Origin of the sequence: Clostridium sp. SY8519 (assembly GCF_000270305.1) — a bacterium.
Classification (GTDB): domain Bacteria; phylum Bacillota; class Clostridia; order Lachnospirales; family Lachnospiraceae; genus SY8519.
This window is the reverse complement of the sequence record NC_015737.1, coordinates 108,162-131,969: the sequence shown is the minus strand read 5'-3', so window position 1 is coordinate 131,969 and position 23,808 is coordinate 108,162. Positions and strand designations below refer to the sequence as shown.

The following is a 23,808-nucleotide window of genomic DNA, read 5'->3' as shown; positions in this document are numbered from 1 at the left end:
CAGCGGGAGAGGGCGTGGAATCCTTAAAAATTCTGAACACTCTGAAATTTCCCGGCCGCCGGGTTGTCTGCCGGGAACAGACGATGTATAATACCCTACTGTGTAAAAACAGGAGTGAACAGAATGAAGAAAATGATAAAAATACAGGCAGCGGCACTGGCAGTCTGTCTGACCGGAACCATGATTCCTCTTTGTACAGCACAGGCAGCAGACGGAAGCCATGCGGCCATGCAGCCTGCGGTACAGACGAAGGCTTCTGTGAAAACAGGCAGACGGCAGCAGAAGAGAAAAATAAAACAAAATGCAGCACCGCGTGTCCATGTGGATTTCACAAATTTAAGAGCCAGGGTAACCTGGACCAGAGCAAAGGAAAAACAGGCCGGCGCAAAGCTGTATGCCTATGAGATTTACCGGAAAACAAGCCGTTCCGGGGCAATGAAGCGAATTGCTCGGGTGAAAGCAGGCAAAACTGCTTATACGGATGTCTATGCGCAGGGACTGAATGCCCGCGAGAAAAAAAGTTTAAATATTCTGAAAGGGCATTTCCTGGATCCGGCATCGAACGCTCTGCGTTATTACGTAAAACCTGTTTACCGGGCTGCCGGAGGAAAATTAACTGCCGGTTCCTGGCAGAAGGACGGGGATTTTCATCTGGAAGCGCCGGATATTGTCCGTCAGCATGCCTCCGGCAGCAAGGCGATTCTGTACTGGGGAACAGTGCCAAATGCAGAGGGATATCTTATTTATATGGGTAGAAAAAGCGGAAACCGGATGATCTGGAGCCGCACAGCCAAAGTAAAGGCATCTTCACGGACCATTCAGTACAAGACGTTTTCCAAAGTGCCCGGCTGTACCTATTATACGGTGCGTGCCTATGCGAAAAAGAACGGCAAAACAGTCTTCAGCAGCTATGATACCGGATTCCAGACCGCCAATAAAGGGAAATATTCAGAAAAGATTCTGTATATCGGCGACAGTATCACCCATGGCACTCCGTATCTTTCCGCGAAGACACAGCAGTATTTCTCCTATCCGGAGCGGGTTGCTCAGCTGACCGGGGCAAAATATTATAATCCGGCGGTTCCGGGCGCTACCTATATTTACAGAAAAGAGAACAGCCGGGGAATCACCCGGATTGTTACGGAAGTCACCGCGCCGCTGGCAGAGGGTATGACCCCGGCCAAAAGTGAGCGTCTGGGGTCGGACTATAATGACACGTCGCTGTCGGACTATGATGTAATTGTGCTGGCAGCCGGCACCAATGACTATATGGGCAGTGCCAGACTGGGCGGCATCCGCTCTTCTTCCATCGGCGCGTTCCATGGGGCATTAAACCGGATCCGCAGCCAGATCGAGACTGCTTCCAAATATCGGATGCGGCATGGGAAACCGGCAATTAAAGTGGTGTTTGTGGATTTGTTTTACAGCAATCGCTTCGGAAACCAGTATAGCAGAATCATTAACCGGGATACCGCGGCAAACGGTCTGGGACTGACACTGCATGACTACCAGAGGGCGCTTGACCGGCAGGCGAAAGCCTGGTCCCAGTCTTCCTGCCTGAAAGTTTATCAGTTCCACACCAGATCCTATGGAATTGTTACAGGCAGCACCTGCGGGTATCGGACCGCGGATAATCTGCATATGACAAAATTTACCTATGGCCAGTATGGCAATCGCCTGGCAGAGTTTCTGATGAGAGAGGTACTGAACAGACAGGAGTAAGATGTGAGAAACAGAAAAAAGATGAAACATATGACACTGCTTCTTGCCGCTGCGGCAGCAACAGCGGGAGCGGCTGCCCTGGGCACGGTAAGTACAGATGCCGGAGCCGGAAACGGTACAGTGGTGACTGCCCAGGCGGCAGAGGGAACCCCGGTACAAAGAGGAAGCTGCGGAACGGAAGCTGTTTATACACTGACGGCAGACGGTACACTGCGGATCGCTCCGAAAAAAGGCGTTTCATCAGCGGACATGGAGGATTACACAGAGAAAACAACACCGTGGAGTGACAGCAGCGTAAGAAAAATTATAATCAGCAGAGGGATTCGCTCCATCGGCGCAGAGGCCTTTCAGAATGCCTACAGGGTGCGGACCGTATCCCTGCCGGACACTCTGGAACGAATCGGGGACAGAGCGTTTGCCAACGCGGACGAACTGACAGAGATTTCCGTACCGAACCGGGTGACCTATGTGGGCCGCTCTGCGTTTGCCCACTGCGACAGCCTGCGGACGGCCCGTCTGCCCCAGGGGGTACAGGTGATTCCGCATACGGCGTTTTACGCGTGCCGTTCGCTGACGGATGTGACGGTATCTTCTTCTTTAAAGAAAATTGATACCTATGCCTTCGCAGACTGTCCGTCCCTGCGGGGATGGCACACAACTGCGGCAGGCGGAACCAGAGGCGTGGTGCGGCTGCCGGATACGGTTACATCGGTAGGCGGTATGGCTTTTGCCTGGGACCGGAGTGTTTCTTCCGTTGCAGTCCCGAAGAATACCCGTCAGATCCGCTCCAATTCCTTCTATAAATGTACGAAACTGAAACAGGTAAAGGTCGCTTCCGGCAATCGGACTTACAGATCCGCAGGCGGCGTGGTGTTTACGAAAAACAGGAAAACACTGGTGCTGTACCCGGCAGGACGTAAGGGCAGTTACAAAGTCCCGGCCGGCACCAGAACCATCGGAACCGCTGCGTTCCGGGGGTGCAGCGGCCTGACCGGCGTGAAGATACCGAACAGTGTAACAAAGATTTCCGCCAATGCGTTCCGCTTCTGCGGACGGCTGCGCGGAATACGTCTGTCATCCCGGGTGAAATCCATCGGCAGTTATGCCCTTGGGACTACATCTTCCGGCACCATGAATCTGCGGTTTGTGCTGGCGGCCCCGGCCGGTTCCGCCGGTTCCCGTTACGCGGACGCTTATGGACTGATCTGGAAAAAAGCATAAATTTTGACATCCTATGACAGATGTGGTAAGATAAGTCGAATTTTGGAGTGGCGCAGGCTTGTACTGCGCCGTTTTTTCCTGTGAAAGCAGCCGTTGTGGAATACCTGACGGGTGCAGACGATGAGGATACATATGTTAAAAAGATTTTTTCAGGACACCAGGAAATATCATCATTATTCCAAATACGCCGCGAAGGCAGCGCTGGAAGCAGAAGTTGCCGGATCCTATCTGAACAGGCTGTGGTGGATTTTCAATCCGTTCTGTATGATGATAATTTACACGATTATCTTCGGGTATGTGTTCCATGCGAAGGAACAGTACTTTCCGCTGTTTATTTTTATCGGTCTTACGTTCTGGGATTTTTTCAACCGCACACTGAATTCCAGCGTTAAGATAGTCAAGAAAAACAAAGGCATTATCAACAAAGTCTATCTGCCGAAGTTTATACTCGTCATTAAAGAAATGCGCATCAATTTCCGCAAGATGCTGTTTTCCGGAATAATTATCGTAGGACTGATGGTATTTTACCGGGTCCCCCTGTCCTGGAATATCTTCTGGATTGTCCCGGTGTTTCTGATTGAAGTGCTGTTTACCTTCGGGATCTGCTGCATTGTGCTGCACTTCGGGGTATTTGTCGAGGATCTGTCCAATATTGTCCGCATTGTCATGCGGTTCTGCTACTATGGGGTAGGTGTCTTCTTTAACATTCAGAAGCGGATTAAGAACCCGATCTTCCGGGAACTGGACCTGCACTGCAACCCGATGGCACTGATTCTCCACAGCGCCCGCCAGTCCTTGATCTATCAGACTACGCCGAGTATTCACTGGATGACGCTCTGGGCAGTGCTGAGCATCATTCTGTGCCTGATTGGCATGCGGCTGATTTATGCTTATGAAAACAGTTACGCAAAGGTAATATAAGAGGTGGATTATGGCGGAAACAGCAATTACAGTCAGAGATCTCGTGATTCGGTATCGCAAGCTGAAAAATTATTCCATCAAGCAGCAGCTTCTGAAACGTCATAAAAAGTCCAAAGACAATGGCGTGTTCGAAGCGATCCACGGGATTTCCTTTGAGGTGGAAAAAGGTGAGATCCTGGGGATCATCGGGAAAAACGGCAGCGGCAAATCCACACTTCTGCGGGCACTGGCGGGAGTTTTCTCCGCGGACGAAGGAACCATCGACCTCCACGGGCATGACGTGTCTCTTCTGGCCATCGGAATTGGCTTTCAGAAAGAACTGTCCGGACGGGAGAATATCTACCTCTCCGGCCTGCTCCTGGGCTTCAGCGAAAAAGAGATCGAGGAAAAGACGAATGAAATCATTGAATTTTCTGAGCTGGGGGATTTTATCGACGCCCCGGTCAAGTCTTATTCCAGCGGTATGCATTCGAAGCTTGCGTTCTCCATCAGCGTAGTGCTGGAAACAGATATTATGCTGATTGATGAAGTGCTGAGCGTAGGGGATGAGCATTTCAAAAAGAAGAGTCATGCAAGGATCAAGGAACTGATCGAGGACAAAGATCGCACCGTTGTGATTGTATCCCACTCACTGAATGCGATACAGAATCTGTGCACAAAAGTTCTGTGGCTGCACAACGGGAATATCCGTAAAATCGGCACACCGGAGGAAATCATACCGGAGTACCGGGAATTTATGAAATAAGAGCGAAGGGGGATCCTGTCTGTACTTCAGAGGAATGTACAGGCAGGATTTTTCTGTGGAACTTGCGTAAACTATGCCTGTATGGTATCGTTATTACGATTGTAATAAAAATGTAATAAAATGGCGATGAGAGGTATATAATAATGAAACGTGTGATAACCTACGGCACTTTTGACCTGCTGCACTATGGTCATGTGAATCTGCTCCGGCGGGCGAAAGAACTTGGAGATTATCTGATTGTTGCAGTGTCTACCGATGAATTCAACTGGAACAGCAAACAGAAAAAATGTTATTTCAGCTACGAACAGAGGAAAGATCTGGTAGAGGCCATTCGCTATGTGGATCTGGTGATTCCGGAGGAAAGCTGGGAACAGAAGATTTCAGATGTGAAAGAATACAAAATCGACACCTTCGTCATCGGGGATGACTGGAAGGGCAAGTTTGATTTCCTGAAGGATTACTGTGAAGTCGTATACCTCCCGCGTACGCCGGAGATTTCCACCACGCAGATCAAGACAGATCTGAATAAACAATAATGAGACAGATAAGGGGAGATACGCATATGGCAGATGCAAAGGAAACGGCAAGGGAAGAGAAAGAAGCCGAGAGATCCAAAGCACGGCACCTGAGAAAATGCAGACGCATTGCCCGGTTTAAACCGGTACAGAAGAACAAAATCGTTTTTTCACAGTTTGGCGGCAAAGGATACGGCTGCAACCCGCGGGCGATCTGCGATGAGTTCCTGAAACGGGGCGATGCCTATGATCTGGTGTGGATCCTTGGAAAATCCCAGAATCGGAAAGACAGCAGAATCCCGGACCGGGTCCGGGTGGTCAAGGACAGGGAAGCGGTGTATGAGCTGCTGACCGCAAAAGTATGGATCAATAATATCCATTTTAATAAGATGTATGAGAACGGCCTCGTGAAACGGGACAAAACCATCTATCTGAATACCTTCCATGGAGGAATCACTTTAAAGAGTGAGGGAACCGACAAAAACACCTACAAGGAAAAAGCTTACGAAGAACTCAGCGAAAAAGAGAAGAATTACCGGACAGACGCGGACTATGTGGATTACATTACCTGTGGCGGTGAAGTGGAAAAGCATGTGCTGGAAGAGTTCTTTTACGGAAAAGGAGAGATCCTGGAGCTGGGGGACGCCCGGACGGATATTCTGATTAATGGTTCACCGGAGGCCGAACAGGCGATCCGCGCGACCTATCAGATTCCCGCGGGGACAAAGATCGCCTTTTTTGCCCCCACTTTCCGCAACGGAATGGTCCTGAAATGGTACAACATGGATTACGTCCGTGTAGTGGAAGCGCTGGAAGAGATGACCGGCGACCCCTGGGTGCTGCTGATTCGTCTGCATCCCCGCCTGATCTCCAAAGCGAAGAAACTGATACCCAAGCATGAAAAAATCATCAATGCCTCAAAATATCCGGATATGCAGGATATCGCCGTAGCGGCGGATCTGATGATTTCCGACTATTCTTCTGCGATTACGGACTTTATGCTGACCCGTAAACCGGCCTTTATGTATGTGCCGGATCTGGAAGAATATCAGGAAAAACGGGGCATGTATTATACGATGGAGCAGCTGCCGTTTCCGTATGCAAAAACCACCGATGATCTGATTGCGGTGATGCGGCAGTTTGACGCGGAGCAGTATCAGAAGGACATTGATAAGTTCCTGGAACTGATCGGCTATCATGCAGATGGTCAGGCGGCAAAGCGAATCGTTGATTTTTTGATCAGTAAAATGGAATAGGAGTATAGTGACAGAATGGAACAGACCAATAATATCGTTATGACAGACCGTATGGCAGAGCACCGGATCCGTGCGAAGATTACGGATATTCAGTGGGAGCGGATTATCGTTCATATGACTGTGGAGATCCTGCCCCGGGAGGGCATTGACCTGTCCGAACCGCTGGATTTCTACGCAGTGACGGTGCATCATCGGGCCAATGCCAAATTCAAAGTCAGACAGCTGTCAGATACCCGATATGTGCTGTCGCTGAATTACACCAATCCGGGCTACTGCAAGTGTCTGCCCAACGGAAAGTATAAACTGGCAGCCTGCCAGGGAAATGATGTACTGTGCCTGCTGGAGATCGCGGACGAACTGGCGCCGCTTCTGAAGGATAAGGCCAGAATCTTCCTGCACAACAAGAAATCCAAAGGATATATCATCGATTTTTCCGTGGCTGACAGAGATGACGCACTGTATCTGGATATGATTGCCCAGGATATGAAACGCTGCGGCATACCGGTATTCAATGAAAATGATCACGCTCCGGTGGTGGAACTCCACGGCAAGGAGAAGATGAAGGCCGGTGTGGAGAAAAAATTAAAAAGCAAGCGCCACAAGGTAATCAAGGATATCTATCAGAAGAAACTGAATAAATACAGGAATTATTCCAGACAGACCGGGAAAAAGATGACCCTGCTTTTCATGACGGAGCAGAGTGAAGTGATGGGAAGCAATCTGACCAGTGTCATGGACCGGATCAAAGAACGGGGACTGGATAAGGAGTATAATATTCTGACCTCTGCCCGCTCGATGGTTGCCATTCGACATTACGGAGTGAAAAACTGGATCGCCTTTGTGGAAAAGCTGGCAAAAGCGGACATGATCTTCATTGACGATCATGCGCCCTGTCTGGACTGGCTGACTCTGGATCCGAAAACCACTCTGATTCAGCTGTGGCACGCGGGCGCCGGCTTTAAATCTTCCGGGTACAGCCGCTGGGGACATAACGGATGCCCCGCCCCTGTAAACTGCCACAGACAGTATAAGTATGGAATCGCCGGAAGCCGCCAGATTGCCCACTTCTTCTCGGAAGTGTTCGGCATCAATGACGAACAGATCCTTCCTACCGGCATGCCGCGTATGGATGAATACCTGGATCCGAAGCACAAAGAAAAGATGATTGCGGAATTATATAAAGAGTTCCCCATGTGCAAAGGGAAAAAGGTGATTCTTTTTGCGCCGACTTACCGGGGTACCAACCGGGCCAATGCGCACTATCCCTATGAACTCATTGACTTTGACCGGCTGTATCAGTTCTGCGGCGAAGAAGCGGTCGTCCTGTTCAAGATGCATCCCTGGGTGCCGTATCCGGTGCCGATCCGGGAGGAGTACAAAGACCGGTTTGTGGATGTCAACAAATACCCGAACATCAACGACCTGTTTTACATTACAGATCTGCTGATTACCGATTATTCCTCCAGCATCTTTGAGTTTTCCTTAATGCGGAAACCGATGCTGTTTTTCGCCTTTGACAAAGTGCAGTATTCGTTTTCCCGGGGATTCCACAGGGATTACGAAGAGGCGGCACCGGGCAAAGTCTGCTATACCTTTGATGAGGTGATGACTGCCCTGGAGCAGAAGGATTTCGAATACGAAAAAGTGGAAGAATACGTGCGGATCCACTTTGATTATACCGATTCCCATGCCTCTGACCGTGTCATTGACTGGATCCTTCTGGGAAACGTTCCGGTAGAGATCCAGGCGGAACTGGATGCCATAGAAGAGGACAATGCACGGACCAAAGCCCTGGATTTCTCCCGGTGCATCATCACGGAGGAAGACGCTGCCATGGAAGCGGAAGCGGATGATGAGGCAGACGAAGATACGGACGAAGAAACAGAGAACAGCGAAGAGGAATCCGGCGGTAAAGACAATTCCGACAGCAGCGAAGAGGACGCGGATGAGGATTCTTCAGAGGAAGCATAAGGAGGAACAGGTATGAATATAGCAATGATCTTTGCAGGAGGCAGCGGGGTGCGCATGGGCGCCGGCATACCGAAACAGTTTCTGGAGATCAACGGCAAACCGATCCTGGTACATACGGTACAGCTGTTTCAGTACCACAAAATGATCGATAAGATCTATATTTCCACATTAAAGGATTATATTCCGTATGTGGAGGATCTGGTCAGTGAATACCGCCTGAGCAAGGTGGCGGCAGTGATCCCTGGTGGAGCGACTGCCCAGGATTCCATCTACAACTGTCTCCAGAAGGGAATCAGTGAAAATGACCCGGACAGCATCGTGCTGCTGCATGACGGCGTGCGTCCCTTTGTTTCGTATGATGTAATCGAACAGAATATCCGCACCGCGAAGGAGAAAGGCAATGCCATTACCTGTACATCCTGCTTTGAGACGATTCTTCTGAGCAAGGACGGAGAGTTTGTGGAAAGCGTGCCTTACAGGAAAGATACCTATGCGGCACAGGCGCCCCAGACCTTTGTGTTAAAAGACATTATCGAAGCGCATAACCGGATCCGGCAGACGCCGTCCGGCTATGAAAACATGGTGGACAACTGCACGATCTGCAAGGCGCTGGATATTCCGGTGCATATGGTTCCCGGCAACCGCGGAAATATCAAGGTAACGACGCCGGAGGATGTATACATTTTCCGCGCGCTGCTGCAGTATCGTGAAAATGAGCAGGCCTTCGGTTTCGGCCTGACAAACGGAACCAGAGCCAGAATGAATTATTTCCGGGAAGAGACATCCGGGGAAGATGAGGCGAAAGAGGACAGACATGAATAAATACTACGATTCGTTCACAGCGGAGGACGCCGCGCTTGCAGCTGAAAGCATCGATACAGAGGCGCTCCGTGGGAAAACGGTCTTTATTACCGGTGCCACCGGGCTGATCGGTTCGCAGATCTGCAGGACACTGCTGGCCTGCAGCCGGCAGGGGGCAGAGATTACAGTCATTGCTTACGTGAGAAATGCGGACAAGGCAGCAGAAGTATTTGCGGACCAGAAGGAGGATGCCCATCTGGTGATCGCGGAAGGCGGTCTGGACGCGCCGATTTCCTATGAAGGAACCATTGATTATATCATCCATACGGCCAGTCCGACGGGCTCCCGCTATTTCGTGGAGCACCCGGTGGAGACGATCCACACGGCCATTGACGGCACAGACCATGTGCTGCGGCTGGCCCGGGAGCATCAGGTGGAAGGCATGGTCTATCTTTCCTCGCTGGAAGTGTATGGCACTCCGCGGGGGGAACAGACCAAAGGCACCATCAAAGAAGACGACGCGGGCTATATCGATTCCATGAGCGTGCGCAGTTCCTACTCGGAAGGCAAGCGTCTGGTGGAGTGTCTCTGCGCGTCCTATGCGGCTGAATATGGCGTGCCGGTGCGTGTAGCCCGGCTTTCACAGACCTTCGGTCCCGGCGTACAGTATGACGACGGGCGGGTGTTTGCGGAATTTGCCCGGGATGTGATAGAAGGAAAAGACATTGTTCTGCATACCCAGGGAAAAACCGTGCGGAGTTACTGCTATGTCAGAGATGCGGTTACCGCGATTCTGACCATACTGACAAAAGGGAAAACCGGAGAAGCCTATAATGTAACGAATATGGACACTGCGTGTTCCATTTATGAAATGGCCTGTCTGACTGCAGAGCTTTACCCGGATCAGAAGGTTGCGGTCCGTATCGAGGTGCCGGAGGATCTGGCATCCTTTGGATACAATCCGGAGATGGTGATCCGGCTGGATTCCGGAAAGCTGAACGCACTGGGCTGGAAGGCCACAGCAGGGCTGGAGGAGATGTTTGACCGGTTGATCCGCAGTATGAAGGAGCGGCGCTGATGGCCCGCAGATCAGGCAGACGCGTGGGAAAAATTGAACTCCTGCGCTTTTGCTTTTGTATGATGATTCTCTGTTACCATACCGGCGGTGATTACAAAAGCAGGGGATGGGAATTTACCGATCATCTGTCTTTCTTTAACAAGGGATTTCTGGGTGTGGAATTCTTTTTCCTGGTCAGCGGATTCCTGACAGCCATGGCAATCTGTAAAGTGCGGGAGCAGGAAGTCCCTCTGGGCAGCGCTACCTGGAAATTTATGGCAAAAAAGATTTCCTCCATCCTGCCGTATCACGTCATTATCATTATCCTGACCTTTCTTTTTCGGATGCTGGTACTGGAGAAGGGATTTCTGGAGATCCTGATCAAGGGGTTCCCCAGCCTGTTTTTCCTGCAGATGAGCGGTTATCAGACAGACGCGCTGATCGGCGTAGAGTGGTACATTTCCGCCATGCTGCTGGCACTGGCCGTGATCTATCCGCTGGCCCGCAGACACTATGACGTCTATGTGCGGATTGTGGCGCCGCTGGCAGGCTTCCTGCTGACCGGCATGCTGATCGCGAAAAACGGTACCCTGGGAGATGCCGGCGGGCTGAGCGGCTTCCTGACCAATGGCGTGATTCGCGCCTTTGCGGAGATTTCACTGGGGATGTTTGTCTATGAAGCAGTGCGTGTGCTGAAACAGAAAAAATACTCTCCGGTCCTGCGCCTCGGAATTACGGTGCTGGAGATTCTTCTGTATGTAATGGTTGTGTACTATTCGATGTCAAAAGATTTTACACGGCCGTATCTGGGAAGTGCTGTCATCGCGCTGACAATTGCCACCGGTATTTCGTTTAGCGGAATCTCATACGGATCCCGGCTGTTTGACCACAGATTTTTATATTTCCTGGGAAAAATCAGCCTTCCGGTATACCTGGTGCAGAATCTGACCAGAGATTTTGCGGGCGCCTGTCTTGCTTCCCGTCTGGGCGGACGGAATCTGCTGCTTGCGATTCTGATTGGAACCATCCTGGCAGGAATTATCTTATATGGAGCAGTGACCTGGTGGAAAGCGGCCCGTTCCCGGAGGCTTTCCGCAGCTGCGCAGTAACAGAGTAATAGAATGAAGAAGAAGTGTGAGGAACGTATGAAGAAGACAGCAGAAAAACACATGAGAATACTGACGGCAGCCTTGCTGGCAACCAGTGTGACTGCGGGGATGATTCATGCGGAACCGGCGCAGGCAGCCGGAAAATCACCGTTGAACCGTACCAGCATGACGCTGGTGAAGGGACAGAAGTATCAGCTGAAGTTTACCAACGCGAAGAAATACAGCCGGAAAAAAATCAGCTGGTCCACTTCGAATAAAAAAGTTGCCGCAGTGTCAAAAAACGGCACCGTACGAGGCGCTTCCAAAGGGAAAGCGGTGATTACCGCGAAAATCGGCAAAAAACAGTATCGCTGCACCGTCAGTGTACAGCAGCCGGTATTGTCCGCAAAAACCATGACACTGGGATACAAGGGAACCGGCACACTGGCCCTGAAAGGCACCGGAAAGAAAGTTACCTGGCATTCCTCTTCCGCGAAAGTGGCAGCTGTTTCTTCCAGAGGAAAAGTCACAGCCGGCAGACAGGGAACAGCGGTCATTACGGCAAAAGCCGGCGGTCAGTCGTATCGCTGTAAGGTTACGGTATCCTGGAAATACCGGATCCGTTATGAAGGCGGGGGAGCGGAATCCGGTTCGGTTCCGGACGGCACAGCAGTCTATGGCAAAAAATACAAACTGGCAAAAAGCGGATTTCTGCGGGCCGGTTATGAACTGGCCGGATGGCGTGTAAAAGGTAAAACGTACAAGCCGGGAGCGTCAGTCAGTGATCTGGCGAAAAAGGGAACCGTGCGTATGACCGCAGTCTGGAAGAAAAAGAAAGGACTGGGCTTGTTTGATACGGGACGTCTGGACGAAAAAGGCGTGTACCGGTCCAGTACCTGGCATGCAGCCATGATTCAGACAGAAGCGCCGTCCTCTCCGGTGTATTACAGTCTGGATGATTTTGTTTCTTACGAATTTGCCTACTGCACATACCGGAAAAACGGGACTTTTGTGTCCAGAAGCAAATGGCAGAAACATGGGGTGATCCTGAACGCAGGGTATAAATACCGATTCTATGTCCGCCGCAGGGATAAGGCGAAGCTGAGCAGTACGAAAATCCGGCAGATCAGCGGCCTGTTCCGGAAGGAAAAACCGGAAAATCGAAGCAGCGCGGCGGAAAAATGGATTCCGCTGGTGGATGATTTCGGGCTGGCGGATGAGAGCCAGAACGGAACTACGGAAGAGAATGCAGGCGGGACCCAGACCGAGAATTCGGAAGAGTCTGGAAACGAGAACCAGACCGGGACCGCAAACGAAGGTCAGACCGGGAACCCGGAGGGAACTGCGGATGAGGGCCAGACCGGGAACTCGGAAGAAAATTCGGATGAAACTTCAGAAGCGAATCCGAATGATCAGCTCTATATTGCGCACCGGGGATTAAGCGCGGAATATCCGGAAAATACGGTCCTGGCCTTTGAAGAGGCGGGAAAGGCCGGATTCTGGGGAATCGAGACAGATTTATATAATACAAAAGACGGAAAACTGGTGTGTATGCATGATGCCACCGTAAATCGGACCACAGACGGAACCGGAAAAGTCATGGATATGACGAAGAAACAGATTGATGCGCTTCGCATTCCATACACAGACAAAAATGGCGTAAGGCAGGAATTAAAAGTGCCTTCTTTTGAAGAATATCTGAGCGTCTGCAAAGAGTATCACGTGGTTGCTGTTCTGGAGATCAAACAGGTTTCCAGCAAGGAAATGCTGAAAAAAGTCGTGGATACCATAAAAGCCTATGGGATGGAAAAACAGTGCATGATCATTTCCTTTGAAACCGGGTATCTGGAGGATATAAAAAATACGATCGATCCGGATATCGGCGTGCTGTTCCTCTATAACCGGACGCTGGATTCCGCGGATTATACCTATCTTTCTCTGTTTTCGGACGCCGGCGTCAGCCAGAACGCTTCCTGTTTCACGGAAAATACAGAGAAAGAACTGGAGAAGAGAAAGCTGATTTACTGTATCTATACGGTAAAAACACAGAAACAGTATCAGAAATATTCAGAGACGGATCTGGATATGCTGACCATGAATGAAAAATTATTTTCCTGACAGATCCGACTGCTGCATGCAGAAAATCCGGCAGATGTACCGGAAGGCGAATCAATCGAAGATAAACACCGTTATGCAGAAGCATCTGTACCGAACTGTTCTTTAAGAATTCTTAAGAAAGAGGCAGGTACAGATGCTTTTTCCGCGGTATAATATGCTGTATATGCTGTGAAAAACAGAAAATGAAGAACCGCGGAATGAAGGACAGCAGCGTCTGATAAGCAGCAGGGATACCTGATATAATATAGTAAAATCAGAGAAATTGTGATAAACTACTTTGAGCGAATGCAGACACTCTGGCTGGTACAGAAATACAGAAGATAGGGAGAATGAATATGCAGATCCTGCAGATACCACATCGGGCCATCTGGAACGGAATGTTTCGGCTGACAGAAAATATGAAGCAAGAAACCAGAAACCGTATCCTCAGCCTATGCTGTTTCTTGCTGGCATTTTATTACTCCCTGCTGTACAGCAATATTCTGAGCCTTCTTCTGCCGCATGTGATACTGCGGGGGATTTGTTTTTCGGTGATCCTGTTTCTGATTACCTGGTTCAGCGTAGACCGGAAACTGGAACGGGTGGAGACACGTCCTGTGGTTGCGGCGGTGTATTATTTCTTCCTTGTGACAGTAATTATTGCCCGGGTTCAGCATCCGACAGGATTTGAGATGGAAGGGTTCGCCGCTCTGCTTTTGCTGCTGTTTCCGGGTTTTTATCTGATCTGGAACAACCGGAGAGACTATTCAGCCCTGTATGACCGGATTGCCTTTGGATTTGTGCTGAACGGAATCGTATTCTTCGCGTTCAGCCTGTACGGGCAGCCTTACATTGCGGCGGCGTCAGAAAACGGCCGGTACACGGGGCTGGCCGACGCGCCCAATATTCTTGCTATGCTGTATCTGTGTACGGCGCTTTCCGCCCTGTATCTGATTGTCCGGAAAGACAGAAAACTGGTGGTACATATCATCGCGCTGGGGATTTCCCTTGGGATGATTTTCCTGACCGGCAGCCGGACGGCTTTCCTTGCATTAGGCTTAGCCGTTCTCGTGTGGCTGATTGCCATTGCCAGGAAAAACATCCGCAAATCCAGACGTTTTCTGGTCTGCCTTCTGGCGCTTGCGTTATCCTGCGCGGCGGCGTGGGGGGCAGTGTCTGCAGTACAGGTACCGGAAAAATATTTCGGCTACCGCGGCAATGCGACACTGCGGGAAATATCGGATTCCAGGGTGAAATATACGGATGAAGAACTGATTGCCATGGGATGGTGGCATCCGGAAAAACAGTCACAGACGGACGGGAAGAAACGCACAGCTGATCAGAAATCCGGCGCACAGAAGAAGAAAAAAGCATCCTCTGGCGTCAAGGCAGGTATTTCCCTCTGGAACACAGCTGCGGGAAGCATGTCGTGGACTGCGGGGGATACAGCGTTTCTGAGCAGCGGACTGAATGTAGGCACGATTTTTCGCTCCTATAATAATCATGGATCAGCGGATCAGCTGTCGTCCGGACGCCTGACGATCTACCAGATTGTGCTGGATCACCTGAACTGGTTCGGGAACAATCCGAAAGAAGTACCGCTGAAAAACACGGCCGGCACGAAATTGCACGGCGTTCATAATACCGTGTTAGATTTTACCTACCGATGCGGCATCCTGTCCGGGGCAGCGGTCGGAATCCTGGAAATATTTGCGCTGGCATATATTGTGCAGGGATTATTCGGCAGAAAGAAACTGGATGCGGGAATGCTTTTTGTGCTTCTGGTATTTTCCGCGTATCTGATGGAATCTCTGCTGGAAATCCAGGTGGTGCCCTTTAACCGGGACCTGACCTGTCTGTTCTATCTTTCATTTGCGGTGATGTTCGATGGAATGCGCGGACAGCGGTTTACGGACCGGAGAAAGTCGAAAGAACGTTCCAATACCTGGGAACGGGTGCCGAATGATGCTGCCTGGTAGAAATGCGGATAAAGAAAAGTAAAAAAAATAAGTGAAAAAGCAGGAAAGGAAGTAGTATGTACATCCCGAATAACAGAAAAAAACTGCAGGAGGAATATACTGTTTCCATGAAAGACGCAGTATGGTCCATACTGGAACAGTGGAAGGCCGTCCTGATTTTTGCAGTCATTCTAGGTGTTCTGGCTGCCGGCGCCAAAGCGTATAAGGATATGCGCAGCTATCATGCGGCAGTAAAGTCTGCGGAACAGACACAGCAGAGCAGCTCAGGCGATACAGCAAATCTGTTTGCGAATGGCCTGGATGGATTTCAGGCAAAACTGAATCTGTCGGCGGCGGACAAACGGGCGTTGGGAACGCTGGCAAAGGAGGAGCGCCAGGATGTTTACAATCTGCTGCAGCAGAAGGCAAACTACGATGCGTTTTCGGAATATTATCTGAAATCCCCGCTGATGCAGGTGAATCCGTCCAAGGAAAAAATACTGAAACTCTCTTACCTGGTGCAGATTCCTTCTGACAGCCGGAACTATTCCATTTCCACGCTGCTGGCCCTGTATCGGGATGCGTTGTCGACGGATGATTCCGCAAAGATTCTGAATCAGACGCTTGGAATATCACTGGAACCGCGCTACGCGAACCAGCTGTATCAGACCGGAACCTCCCTGGAGAATCCGGATCAGTCAACTGCGGGAGACAGTACGCTGAAAGAGGCACTGCTGTATCTGAATATTATTCTTCCGGAAAAAGAAACGGATACGGATAAGCTTGAGGAAAAAGTCACACAGTACCTGAAAAAAACCTCAGCCGGCATTCAGAAAAAAACAGGCGCTCATACGATCCGCCTGCTGACTGCGGAACAGCAGACGATAGTGAATCAGAATCTGGAAAAAATGCAGGCAGGTGTATACAATGATATCAGCGCACTGGCAACGGCAATCAAGAGCGGAAAGGCTGCGCTGAACACGTCACAGTCCGCGGTATACGAATCTGTGACCAGCAAGTCCGGCAGCAGTGACGGGCAGACGGATCTCACGGTTCAGAGCAGCGGAGCCGGCGGAAAAACAGAGATCAGCAGGCCATCCTTCAGCAAAAAGTATGCCGCTGCAGGCTTTGTGCTTGGAATTCTGATCTATTGTGTGATTTTCTGTGTGCTTCTGGTCTCCCGAAAAAAAGTGACACGTCTGGATTTGCTGGAAGAAGTTCTGGGGATTCCGGCATTGGGAGAAACAAGGGCCGCAGGAAAATATCACGGATTGCGCCGGCTGTTTCACAGTAAAGGGATCTATCGGATCAGATATCGCTCTGTGCTGGCAGAACGGGGAGCAACGCGGAAAATCGCGGCCTATATTGCTTCATTGGCACAGTTCCATCAGATGGAACAGATTACGTTTGCGCTGCCGTCCCGTATGAATCCGGGCAGCCGGGAAGAACTGGAAAAAATCTGCTGTCAGATCAGTGAATCCGCAGGAATAGAAGTCAGAAGGCTGAATCTGTATGATACCGCGTCAGAAAAGTATCAGGATGCGGTACGCAGCAGCGAAAATCTTGTGCTGGCAGTGTCCGGCGGGACAGCATCCTGCGGAGAGCTGGACCGGTATATTGCTGAGCTGGATGGTTATGACCGTACGATCTGGGGGGCAGTCTGCATTGACTGCTGACAGCGCCGGATCAATCGGTACGGTTTTGAGCCTGGTGGGTAAATAGCATTATGACTAATTTATCAAGATATAACTTTTACTTACAATGTATTGCGGATGTAATCGCGCTTCTTCTGGCCTATACATTTGCTTTTTGGTGGAAATTTCTTTCTTCCTTCCGGACCGGGGTTTATACAGAAGGAGCTTATCTGACACTGATTCCGGCGATGCTGGTGAGTTATTTTGTCGCGGCTTATTTTTTCAGCACCCGGGATAATTTCGTAACCCGCAAATTCGGCCGGGATCTGAAAGAAATGGCAAAGATTGTGGCGGTGGTAGTGGTAATCACACTGCTTTATATGTTCTTTGCGCAGACGGGACTCCTGTACTCCAGAGAGTTTGTGGTAGTATTTGCCATCGCGTTTTTTGTGCTGGGGCTGGGACTGCGGGAAATCTTTCGCAGAATTGTCCGCAAATTTTCAAGCTTCAGTAAGAATGTGGAGCGCTGTGTCCTGATCTGCCGCTATGCTGATGTCAGGAAGAAAATCAGGGAAATCAGCAGTCCCACGGAATGGAGAATCAATCTGGCCGGCCTTGTGGTGACAGACCGGGATATGACCGGAGAGTATATCGAAGGCATCAAGGTTCTGGCAGATACAGAGACTATGGTGGATGTGATCCGGCAGTCCCCGGTGGATTCGGTTCTGATAGTTCCGAATGGAACGAACCGGGCGCTTCGTGAAGCCGCCCGGCACTTTAATGATATCGGAAAACTGGTCCGTGTGGATGTGGATCCCTTTAATGTCATTCCGGAGGCGCGCCAGGATCTGGACCGGGTGGGCAGCTGTTCGGTACTCAGCTTTTTCCCGGTACATCAGATTGCCAGAAGAAAGTTGTTTCTGAAACGGGTGCTGGATCTGGTGATTTCCGTTCTTCTGCTTCCGCTGCTGCTTTTGTTTATTATCCTGACAGCTGTATTTAACAATCTCGAGTCAAAGGGGCCGTTGTTTATCCGAAGAATCCGGGTGGGCAAAAACGGGCGCCGTTTTACGCAGTATCGGTTCCGCATCCTGCGGATGGACGCGGCGGAGCGGACGGCACAGGGCAAGCCTGCGAGAACCCGCTGGGGCGTATTCCTGTGTGTCAGCCACCTGGACCGGCTGCCTTTGATCCTGAATGTGCTGCTGTCGGACATGTCACTGGTAGGCATCCATGCGCCGCGGCTTTCCAGGTTCCTGGAATATCAGCCGGAGCGGCGGAAGAATATGTGTATCCGGCCGGGAATTATCGGGCGATGGAGCTTTGAGCTGGATGAAGAAGAGATTATCGCGCAGGAAAGAATATACATTGAACAGTGGAATGTATTTCAGGAACTGGCATTGATTGCGGAGTTTTTCTTCCGTTTTATCACCAATACGCTGATGCGGGGGTTCGATCCGGCTCAGATCGAGGAAGAACAGGAGATCATCCGGGATATCCTCGAATTTAAGAAACCGCTGGAATACGATCATTCCGCCTATCAGCATACAGTGACCGGAAGAGAGCGGCTGTATCTTGCTGCGAAACGGGTAACTGACATTATCGTTTCAGGTCTTGCCATCGCAGTCCTGTCGCCGCTGTTTCTCATACTGATGATTCTGGTGGCTATGGATGACGGCGGCAGCCCGTTTTATGCCCATGTCCGCATCGGCAAAAACGGAAGAAAACTGCGGGTCTACAAGTTCCGCAGCATGAAGCAGGACGCAGGGGATCTGGAGAAGCTGCTGACGCCGGAACAGATGGAGCAGTATCAGCGGGAATTCAAGATTGACAATGATCCCCGAATTACAAAAATCGGCAATTTCCTGCGTAAATCCAGCCTGGATGAGCTGCCCCAGCTGTTTAATATTTTCGGCGGCGGTTTGTCTGTTGTGGGGCCACGGCCGATTGTGGAAAAAGAGACGGCAATTTATGGAAAAGATGTGGCAAAACTGCTCAGTGTCAAACCGGGTCTGACCGGTTACTGGCAGGCGTATGCCAGAAATAACGCGACATATGAAAGCGGGGAGCGTCAGAAGATGGAGATGTACTATGTGGACCATCACTGCGCCAAATTAGACATCCGGATCGTATTCCGGACCGTAAAATCCGTCGCGAAAGGGGATGGAGCACAGTAATGAAGGACGAAACAGATATTAAAATAATGATTGCGCTGCACAAGCCATACCGTGTGCCGCAGGATGACGTATACCTTCCGGTGCACGTAGGGGCAGAAGGTAAGGCTTCTCTGGGATTTACCGGAGATAATACGGGAGACAACATATCCCGGAAAAATCCCAACTACTGCGAACTGACCGGCCTGTATTATATGTGGAAAAATGTACCTTCGGATTACCTGGGACTGGTGCATTACCGCAGATACTTCAGTGTGACAAAGGATCGGGATAAGTGGAAACGCATCGCCAGCGGGGAACAGATCCGGGATCTGCTGTCCCGGACGGATATCATACTGCCGGTGAAGCGGAATTATTATATTGAAACCAATTACAGCCAGTATGTGCATGCGCATCATGAGGCGGATCTGATCGAGACCAGAAAGATCATTCAGGAGAAGTATCCGGAATATCTGAAGGCCTATGACGCAGTCATGAAGCGGACAGACGGGCACCGGTTCAATATGTTCATTATGAAGCGGGAACTGGCGGACCAGTACTGTACCTGGCTGTTTGACATCCTTTTCACTTTGGAAGGCCGTCTGGATATCTCCGGGTATTCCCGGAATGATGCCCGGGTCTTCGGATTTGTCAGTGAACGGCTGCTGGATGTGTGGCTGGAAACCAATCATTATGACAGTGTGGATATTCCGGTGGTATTTATGGAGCAGGAAAACTGGCTGAAAAAGGGCGGAGATTTCCTGAAACGGAAGTTTAAAGGGAAAAAGCAGAGGAGATAGATATGGAAGAGCTGATTTCCGTGATTCTTCCTGTATATAATGTGAAGGAGTTTTTGCCGAAGTGTGTGGCTTCGGTATGCGGGCAGACCTATAAAAACCTGGAAATTATCCTTGTGGATGACGGCGCGACAGACGGCAGCGGGACTCTGTGTGATCAGCTGGCGAATTCAGATGGGCGGATTGTGGTTTATCACAAACCCAACGGCGGACTGTCCGATGCCAGAAATTACGGGATCGCCAGGGCTTCCGGCACATATCTGACCTGTATTGATTCGGATGATTATGTGGATCCGGATTATGTGGAGTATTTGTATGGGCTGATCGGTAAATATCAGACAGATCTGTCGGTATGCCAGCATAGAATCGTATTTCCGGACCGGGTCCGGGACCTGGGCGGAAGAGGCGATGAACGGATATCCGCCCATGACAGTATCCGCAGAATGCTGTACCATGATGTGGTGGATACCTCTGCCTGGGCGAAACTGTATCGGAAAAGCCTGTTTGACGGGATACAGTATCCTGTGGGAAGAATTTTTGAAGATATTGCAACGACCTATAAGCTGATGCATCAAGCCCGGGAGATTGCGCTGGGCTATGAGTCCAAATACTGCTATATCATGCGGGAAACATCCATTGTGAATACCGGCTTTTCCAAAAAGAAACTGGATCTTCTGGAAATGACCGATCAGATGGCGCAGCAGGTGCTGCAGTGGTATCCGGATCTGCAGTCTGCGGTACTGCGCCGGCAGGTGTATGCCCGGTTCAGTACATTGAATCAGATGCTGCAGACGGAGGAATGCGCTGAGGAACGGAAGGAAATCATCCGGTATATCCGGGAGCATGGAAAAGCTGTTCTGCGTGATCCGAATACTCCGAAACGAGACCGTGCAGCCATCCATCTGCTGAATATCAGCTACCGACTATATCGTGCCGCATGGCTGAAGATCAAAGCATAAACGGACCGGACGGGAACAGTAAAATATGAGAAAACTAACGTTAAAGGAAATAAAAGAAAAGGAACTGGAGCTTGCGCTGGAACTGCAGGAGGTGTGCCGTACCCACGGACTTCGGCTGTATCTGTGCGGCGGCTCCCTGCTGGGCGCTGTCCGTCACGGCGGGTTCATCCCCTGGGATGACGATATTGATGTATCGCTGCCCCGGCCGGATTACCGGAAACTGATCGAGTTAAACAAAAAAGAATCGCTGTTTTCCGATCACTTGCGGCTGATCTGCTATGAGACCGGCACGGATTCCTATCCTTTTATGAAACTGGTAGACACCAGAACCAGGGTTCAGGATGCGTACTCAAAGGAAGATGCTTCCAGCGCGTTATGGGTGGATATTCTGCCGGTGGACGGTGTGCCGGAGGATCCGCAGCAGCAGCGTGATATTTTTCAGAAGACGGAAAAATACCGGAAAATTCTGAAATTGAACTGGGCGAATCCCCGAGCCGGGAAAACAACCTTCCGTCGTATGTTTAAACGGTTTGTCATTCCCTTTGCGAAGCTTTACGGCATTCGCAGGTGCAATGAAAAACTGATTGCACTGGCTTCCCGGGAACCATTTGAAACGGCCCGCAAAGTCGCGATTGTGACATGGGGACTGTATGGAACCGGCGAAGTAGTTGATAAAGAGGCATTTCTGCAGCCGGTGGATGTATCCTTTGAGGGATACACCTTTCAGGCCATGTCCTGCTGGGACCAGTATCTGACGCAGTTATACGGGGATTATATGCAGCTGCCGCCGGAGGAAAAACGAAAAACACATGACATGGATGCATGGATCGCGGAAGAGGAACCGGAAAAAGCGGAGCTGGGATGAAAAACAAGGAGAAGAGCATGAAAATCAGTGTTATAATTCCAGCATATCGTTCGGAAGAGACCCAGCTTCAGCGTGCGGTCAGCAGCGTTCTGACCCAGGAATATCCGGATCTGGAAATCCTGATCATTGATGACGGGAATGAACCGAAATATTTGCCGATACTGCAGAAAGTGTCAGAAACAGATGATCGGATCCGAGTGCTGCATGTGCCCCATGGCGGGGTGTCCGCGGCGAGAAATGCCGGAATTCGCAGCGCGGAGGGAGCGTATATTTTTTTTCTGGATGCGGATGACCTGCTGGTTCCCGGCTGTCTGAAGGAAGCAGCGGAGATTGCGGAAAGAGAAAACGCGGATCTGCTGATTGGCGGTACGGCAGCCGTATATGATGGAACCGTGCGCGCGAAGCGTCTGCCGGAAACGGAAATTATCCGGATCAATCACAAAAACCGCACCTGGATAAAAAAAATCATGCTGGGTGAAATAGAACGGGTTACACCGGAAGTGTTTTTTAACCGGGGAATCGCTGCCCGCCTGGTAAAGACTGAGGTGGCACAGCGCCATCTGTTTGATCAGACACTGGCGTATGGAGAAGATACGCTGTTTAACATGGATATCATTTGTTCCGAAAGCCGTGTGGTGCTGGTGAAGCAGGCCTGGTATTATTATGTGAGAAACCAGGATTCGGCCACCCATCGCTACAATCCGGATATTTTTCAGCAGGAAACTGCGTCCCTGACCCGGCTCAGAACGTATGTGGATCTGGAAAATCCCGCGGAGCTGAAGGGATGGTGTGAACGGATCCGTTTTGTGCTGAATGAGATGTTTTCCTGCTGGCTGAACCGGCCGGAATGGCAGGCGTCCCGGGCAGAAAAAAAGAAAGCCATGGATCAGATTTACACAAGCTTTCCGTATACGGATCTCTGCACAGCACAGGCAGTCCGGACGGCAGACCGCAAAGAACAGATCAAATATCGTCTGTTCCGCAAAAGAAAGCTTTTTCAGGTATGGAGAATCACTTACAGTTTGAGACGATTGGCAGGGAAGAAAAATGAATGGTAACAGAAGAGTATGTGCGGTACTGGTAACTTACAACAGAAAACAGCTGCTATTGGAAGTCTTGCAGGACCTGGCGGCTCAGACTTATCCGGTATCCGCGATTCTGATCTATGATAACGCGTCTCAGGACGGCACACCGGAATTTTTAAAGGGAAATGGAGTCATTGCCGCCTGGCGTACGGATCAGACGGTACAGTCCGAATGGAAGGGAATCCAGATCTTTTATACAAGAAGTGCCTCCAATCTGGGAGGATCCGGCGGATTTGCCAATGTGTTCCGCATTGCGGCGGGTATGGATTATGACTGTGTCTGGGCGATGGACGATGATGTGAGTCCGGACAGGAATTGTCTGGAAACACTGATGAAATATCTGACCAGAGACGCGCAGCTCTGCCTTCCCTGCCGCACGGATGAAAACTATCAGGATTATGCCATTGTGGGGTATGACCTGAAAAATCCGCTGCTGATGAATCTGACACAGATGAAGACGAAGATTCCAAGCGACGCGATCCGGACGCCGTATATCAATGTCGTGGATATGCCGTTGGAGGGACCGCTGATGACAATGCAGCTGATCCGGAAAATCGGCGTGCCGGACGATCAGTATTTTATTATGTTTGACGATACGGATTTTGCGCATCGGGCTGCGCAGTATACGCAGCTGCGTTATGTAACGGAAACGCGCCTGCATCGCAGGCTGGCCTCCCGCGCGCAGCAGACGGAAGTGCAGGAATGGAACTGGAAGGAATATTATCTTCTGCGGAATCAATTTCGTTTTGACCGCAAATATGGCAGAAATTTCCTGGTAAGGAAGTTTCGGCCCGCACTGAGCAAAACAGCGAAAATAATCAGTGCCCGCAGACAGAAGAAGAATGAGCGTGTGCCTGTAATCCGGAAGGCATATGCAGATGCGGTGAACGGGCGAATGGGAAAGACGGTGGAGCCGGGAACCAGTCTGACGGAAATCAGGTAAGATCACGGAACGTACAAGGA

19 protein-coding genes are annotated in these 23,808 nt (G+C 50.4%); all 19 read left to right on the top strand.

Going from position 1 to position 23,808, the window contains the following annotated elements:
• Positions 1-123: 123 nt before the first annotated feature.
• A complete protein-coding gene (locus CXIVA_RS00670) occupies positions 124-1,722 on the top strand; it encodes an SGNH/GDSL hydrolase family protein (RefSeq protein WP_013976083.1) in 1,599 nt (532 codons plus the stop codon).
• A 3-nt stretch (positions 1,723-1,725) separates the two neighbouring features.
• Positions 1,726-2,943 carry a leucine-rich repeat domain-containing protein gene (locus CXIVA_RS00665; RefSeq protein ID WP_013976082.1) on the top strand — a complete coding sequence of 406 codons (1,218 nt, stop codon included), beginning with the start codon at positions 1,726-1,728 and terminating at the stop codon, positions 2,941-2,943.
• A 132-nt stretch (positions 2,944-3,075) separates the two neighbouring features.
• Positions 3,076-3,864 carry an ABC transporter permease gene (locus CXIVA_RS00660; protein ID WP_013976081.1) on the top strand — a complete coding sequence of 263 codons (789 nt, stop codon included), beginning with the start codon at positions 3,076-3,078 and terminating at the stop codon, positions 3,862-3,864.
• Positions 3,865-3,874: 10 nt separating this feature from the next.
• Entirely contained in the window at positions 3,875-4,609 is a 735-nt protein-coding gene (locus CXIVA_RS00655; protein ID WP_013976080.1) for an ABC transporter ATP-binding protein, read from the top strand.
• A gap of 143 nt (positions 4,610-4,752) precedes the next feature.
• Entirely contained in the window at positions 4,753-5,145 is a 393-nt protein-coding gene (tagD, locus tag CXIVA_RS00650; protein WP_013976079.1) for a glycerol-3-phosphate cytidylyltransferase, read from the top strand.
• Positions 5,146-5,171: 26 nt separating this feature from the next.
• Positions 5,172-6,380, top strand: a complete 1,209-nt coding sequence (locus tag CXIVA_RS00645; protein ID WP_013976078.1) for a CDP-glycerol glycerophosphotransferase family protein — start codon at positions 5,172-5,174, stop codon at positions 6,378-6,380.
• A gap of 15 nt (positions 6,381-6,395) precedes the next feature.
• Positions 6,396-8,351, top strand: a complete 1,956-nt coding sequence (locus tag CXIVA_RS00640) for a CDP-glycerol glycerophosphotransferase family protein (RefSeq protein WP_013976077.1) — start codon at positions 6,396-6,398, stop codon at positions 8,349-8,351.
• A gap of 12 nt (positions 8,352-8,363) precedes the next feature.
• Entirely contained in the window at positions 8,364-9,173 is an 810-nt protein-coding gene (locus tag CXIVA_RS00635; protein ID WP_013976076.1) for an IspD/TarI family cytidylyltransferase, read from the top strand.
• Positions 9,166-10,230: an NAD-dependent epimerase/dehydratase family protein gene (locus tag CXIVA_RS00630; RefSeq protein ID WP_013976075.1), complete on the top strand. Its 1,065-nt coding sequence runs from the start codon at positions 9,166-9,168 to the stop codon at positions 10,228-10,230. The genes CXIVA_RS00635 and CXIVA_RS00630 overlap by 8 nt, the downstream gene beginning before the upstream one ends.
• A complete protein-coding gene (locus tag CXIVA_RS00625; RefSeq protein WP_013976074.1) occupies positions 10,230-11,318 on the top strand; it encodes an acyltransferase in 1,089 nt (362 codons plus the stop codon). Before CXIVA_RS00630 ends, CXIVA_RS00625 begins: the two co-directional genes overlap by 1 nt.
• Before the next feature lie 36 nt (positions 11,319-11,354).
• Entirely contained in the window at positions 11,355-13,415 is a 2,061-nt protein-coding gene (locus tag CXIVA_RS13200; RefSeq protein ID WP_158309829.1) for a glycerophosphodiester phosphodiesterase family protein, read from the top strand.
• A gap of 329 nt (positions 13,416-13,744) precedes the next feature.
• Positions 13,745-15,373 carry an O-antigen ligase family protein gene (locus CXIVA_RS00615; RefSeq protein WP_083834929.1) on the top strand — a complete coding sequence of 543 codons (1,629 nt, stop codon included), beginning with the start codon at positions 13,745-13,747 and terminating at the stop codon, positions 15,371-15,373.
• Between the two features lie 107 nt (positions 15,374-15,480).
• On the top strand, positions 15,481-17,028 hold the full coding sequence (locus CXIVA_RS00610) for a hypothetical protein (RefSeq protein ID WP_148267764.1): 1,548 nt from the start codon (positions 15,481-15,483) through the stop codon (positions 17,026-17,028).
• 50 nt (positions 17,029-17,078) lie between these two features.
• A complete protein-coding gene (locus CXIVA_RS13705) occupies positions 17,079-19,163 on the top strand; it encodes a sugar transferase (protein WP_013976070.1) in 2,085 nt (694 codons plus the stop codon).
• Entirely contained in the window at positions 19,163-19,939 is a 777-nt protein-coding gene (locus CXIVA_RS00600) for a DUF4422 domain-containing protein (protein ID WP_013976069.1), read from the top strand. The genes CXIVA_RS13705 and CXIVA_RS00600 overlap by 1 nt, the downstream gene beginning before the upstream one ends.
• A 2-nt stretch (positions 19,940-19,941) precedes the next feature.
• Positions 19,942-20,895 carry a glycosyltransferase family 2 protein gene (locus CXIVA_RS00595; RefSeq protein WP_013976068.1) on the top strand — a complete coding sequence of 318 codons (954 nt, stop codon included), beginning with the start codon at positions 19,942-19,944 and terminating at the stop codon, positions 20,893-20,895.
• A 25-nt stretch (positions 20,896-20,920) separates the two neighbouring features.
• Positions 20,921-21,760 (top strand): LicD family protein, encoded by an 840-nt coding sequence (locus CXIVA_RS00590; protein WP_013976067.1) that lies wholly within the window; start codon positions 20,921-20,923, stop codon positions 21,758-21,760.
• Positions 21,761-21,777: 17 nt separating this feature from the next.
• On the top strand, positions 21,778-22,818 hold the full coding sequence (locus CXIVA_RS13195) for a glycosyltransferase family 2 protein (RefSeq protein WP_013976066.1): 1,041 nt from the start codon (positions 21,778-21,780) through the stop codon (positions 22,816-22,818).
• Positions 22,808-23,788, top strand: a complete 981-nt coding sequence (locus CXIVA_RS13190) for a glycosyltransferase (RefSeq protein ID WP_013976065.1) — start codon at positions 22,808-22,810, stop codon at positions 23,786-23,788. The genes CXIVA_RS13195 and CXIVA_RS13190 overlap by 11 nt, the downstream gene beginning before the upstream one ends.
• The last annotated feature ends 20 nt before the right edge of the window (positions 23,789-23,808 follow it).

What these genes read in the sequence shown, in the direction of transcription:
- tagD (WP_013976079.1), top strand. Translation starts at nt 4,753, where the DNA reads ATGAAACGTGTGATAACCTACGGCACTTTTGACCTGCTGCACTATGGT.
- CXIVA_RS00625 (WP_013976074.1), top strand. Translation starts at nt 10,230, where the DNA reads ATGGCCCGCAGATCAGGCAGACGCGTGGGAAAAATTGAACTCCTGCGC.
- CXIVA_RS13705 (WP_013976070.1), top strand. Translation starts at nt 17,079, where the DNA reads ATGACTAATTTATCAAGATATAACTTTTACTTACAATGTATTGCGGAT.
- CXIVA_RS00600 (WP_013976069.1), top strand. Translation starts at nt 19,163, where the DNA reads ATGAAGGACGAAACAGATATTAAAATAATGATTGCGCTGCACAAGCCA.
- CXIVA_RS13190 (WP_013976065.1), top strand. Translation starts at nt 22,808, where the DNA reads ATGAATGGTAACAGAAGAGTATGTGCGGTACTGGTAACTTACAACAGA.
- CXIVA_RS00590 (WP_013976067.1), top strand. Translation starts at nt 20,921, where the DNA reads ATGAGAAAACTAACGTTAAAGGAAATAAAAGAAAAGGAACTGGAGCTT.
- CXIVA_RS13200 (WP_158309829.1), top strand. Translation starts at nt 11,355, where the DNA reads ATGAAGAAGACAGCAGAAAAACACATGAGAATACTGACGGCAGCCTTG.
- CXIVA_RS13195 (WP_013976066.1), top strand. Translation starts at nt 21,778, where the DNA reads ATGAAAATCAGTGTTATAATTCCAGCATATCGTTCGGAAGAGACCCAG.
- CXIVA_RS00670 (WP_013976083.1), top strand. Translation starts at nt 124, where the DNA reads ATGAAGAAAATGATAAAAATACAGGCAGCGGCACTGGCAGTCTGTCTG.
- CXIVA_RS00660 (WP_013976081.1), top strand. Translation starts at nt 3,076, where the DNA reads ATGTTAAAAAGATTTTTTCAGGACACCAGGAAATATCATCATTATTCC.
- CXIVA_RS00635 (WP_013976076.1), top strand. Translation starts at nt 8,364, where the DNA reads ATGAATATAGCAATGATCTTTGCAGGAGGCAGCGGGGTGCGCATGGGC.
- CXIVA_RS00615 (WP_083834929.1), top strand. Translation starts at nt 13,745, where the DNA reads ATGAATATGCAGATCCTGCAGATACCACATCGGGCCATCTGGAACGGA.
- CXIVA_RS00630 (WP_013976075.1), top strand. Translation starts at nt 9,166, where the DNA reads ATGAATAAATACTACGATTCGTTCACAGCGGAGGACGCCGCGCTTGCA.
- CXIVA_RS00645 (WP_013976078.1), top strand. Translation starts at nt 5,172, where the DNA reads ATGGCAGATGCAAAGGAAACGGCAAGGGAAGAGAAAGAAGCCGAGAGA.
- CXIVA_RS00595 (WP_013976068.1), top strand. Translation starts at nt 19,942, where the DNA reads ATGGAAGAGCTGATTTCCGTGATTCTTCCTGTATATAATGTGAAGGAG.
- CXIVA_RS00655 (WP_013976080.1), top strand. Translation starts at nt 3,875, where the DNA reads ATGGCGGAAACAGCAATTACAGTCAGAGATCTCGTGATTCGGTATCGC.
- CXIVA_RS00610 (WP_148267764.1), top strand. Translation starts at nt 15,481, where the DNA reads ATGAAAGACGCAGTATGGTCCATACTGGAACAGTGGAAGGCCGTCCTG.
- CXIVA_RS00640 (WP_013976077.1), top strand. Translation starts at nt 6,396, where the DNA reads ATGGAACAGACCAATAATATCGTTATGACAGACCGTATGGCAGAGCAC.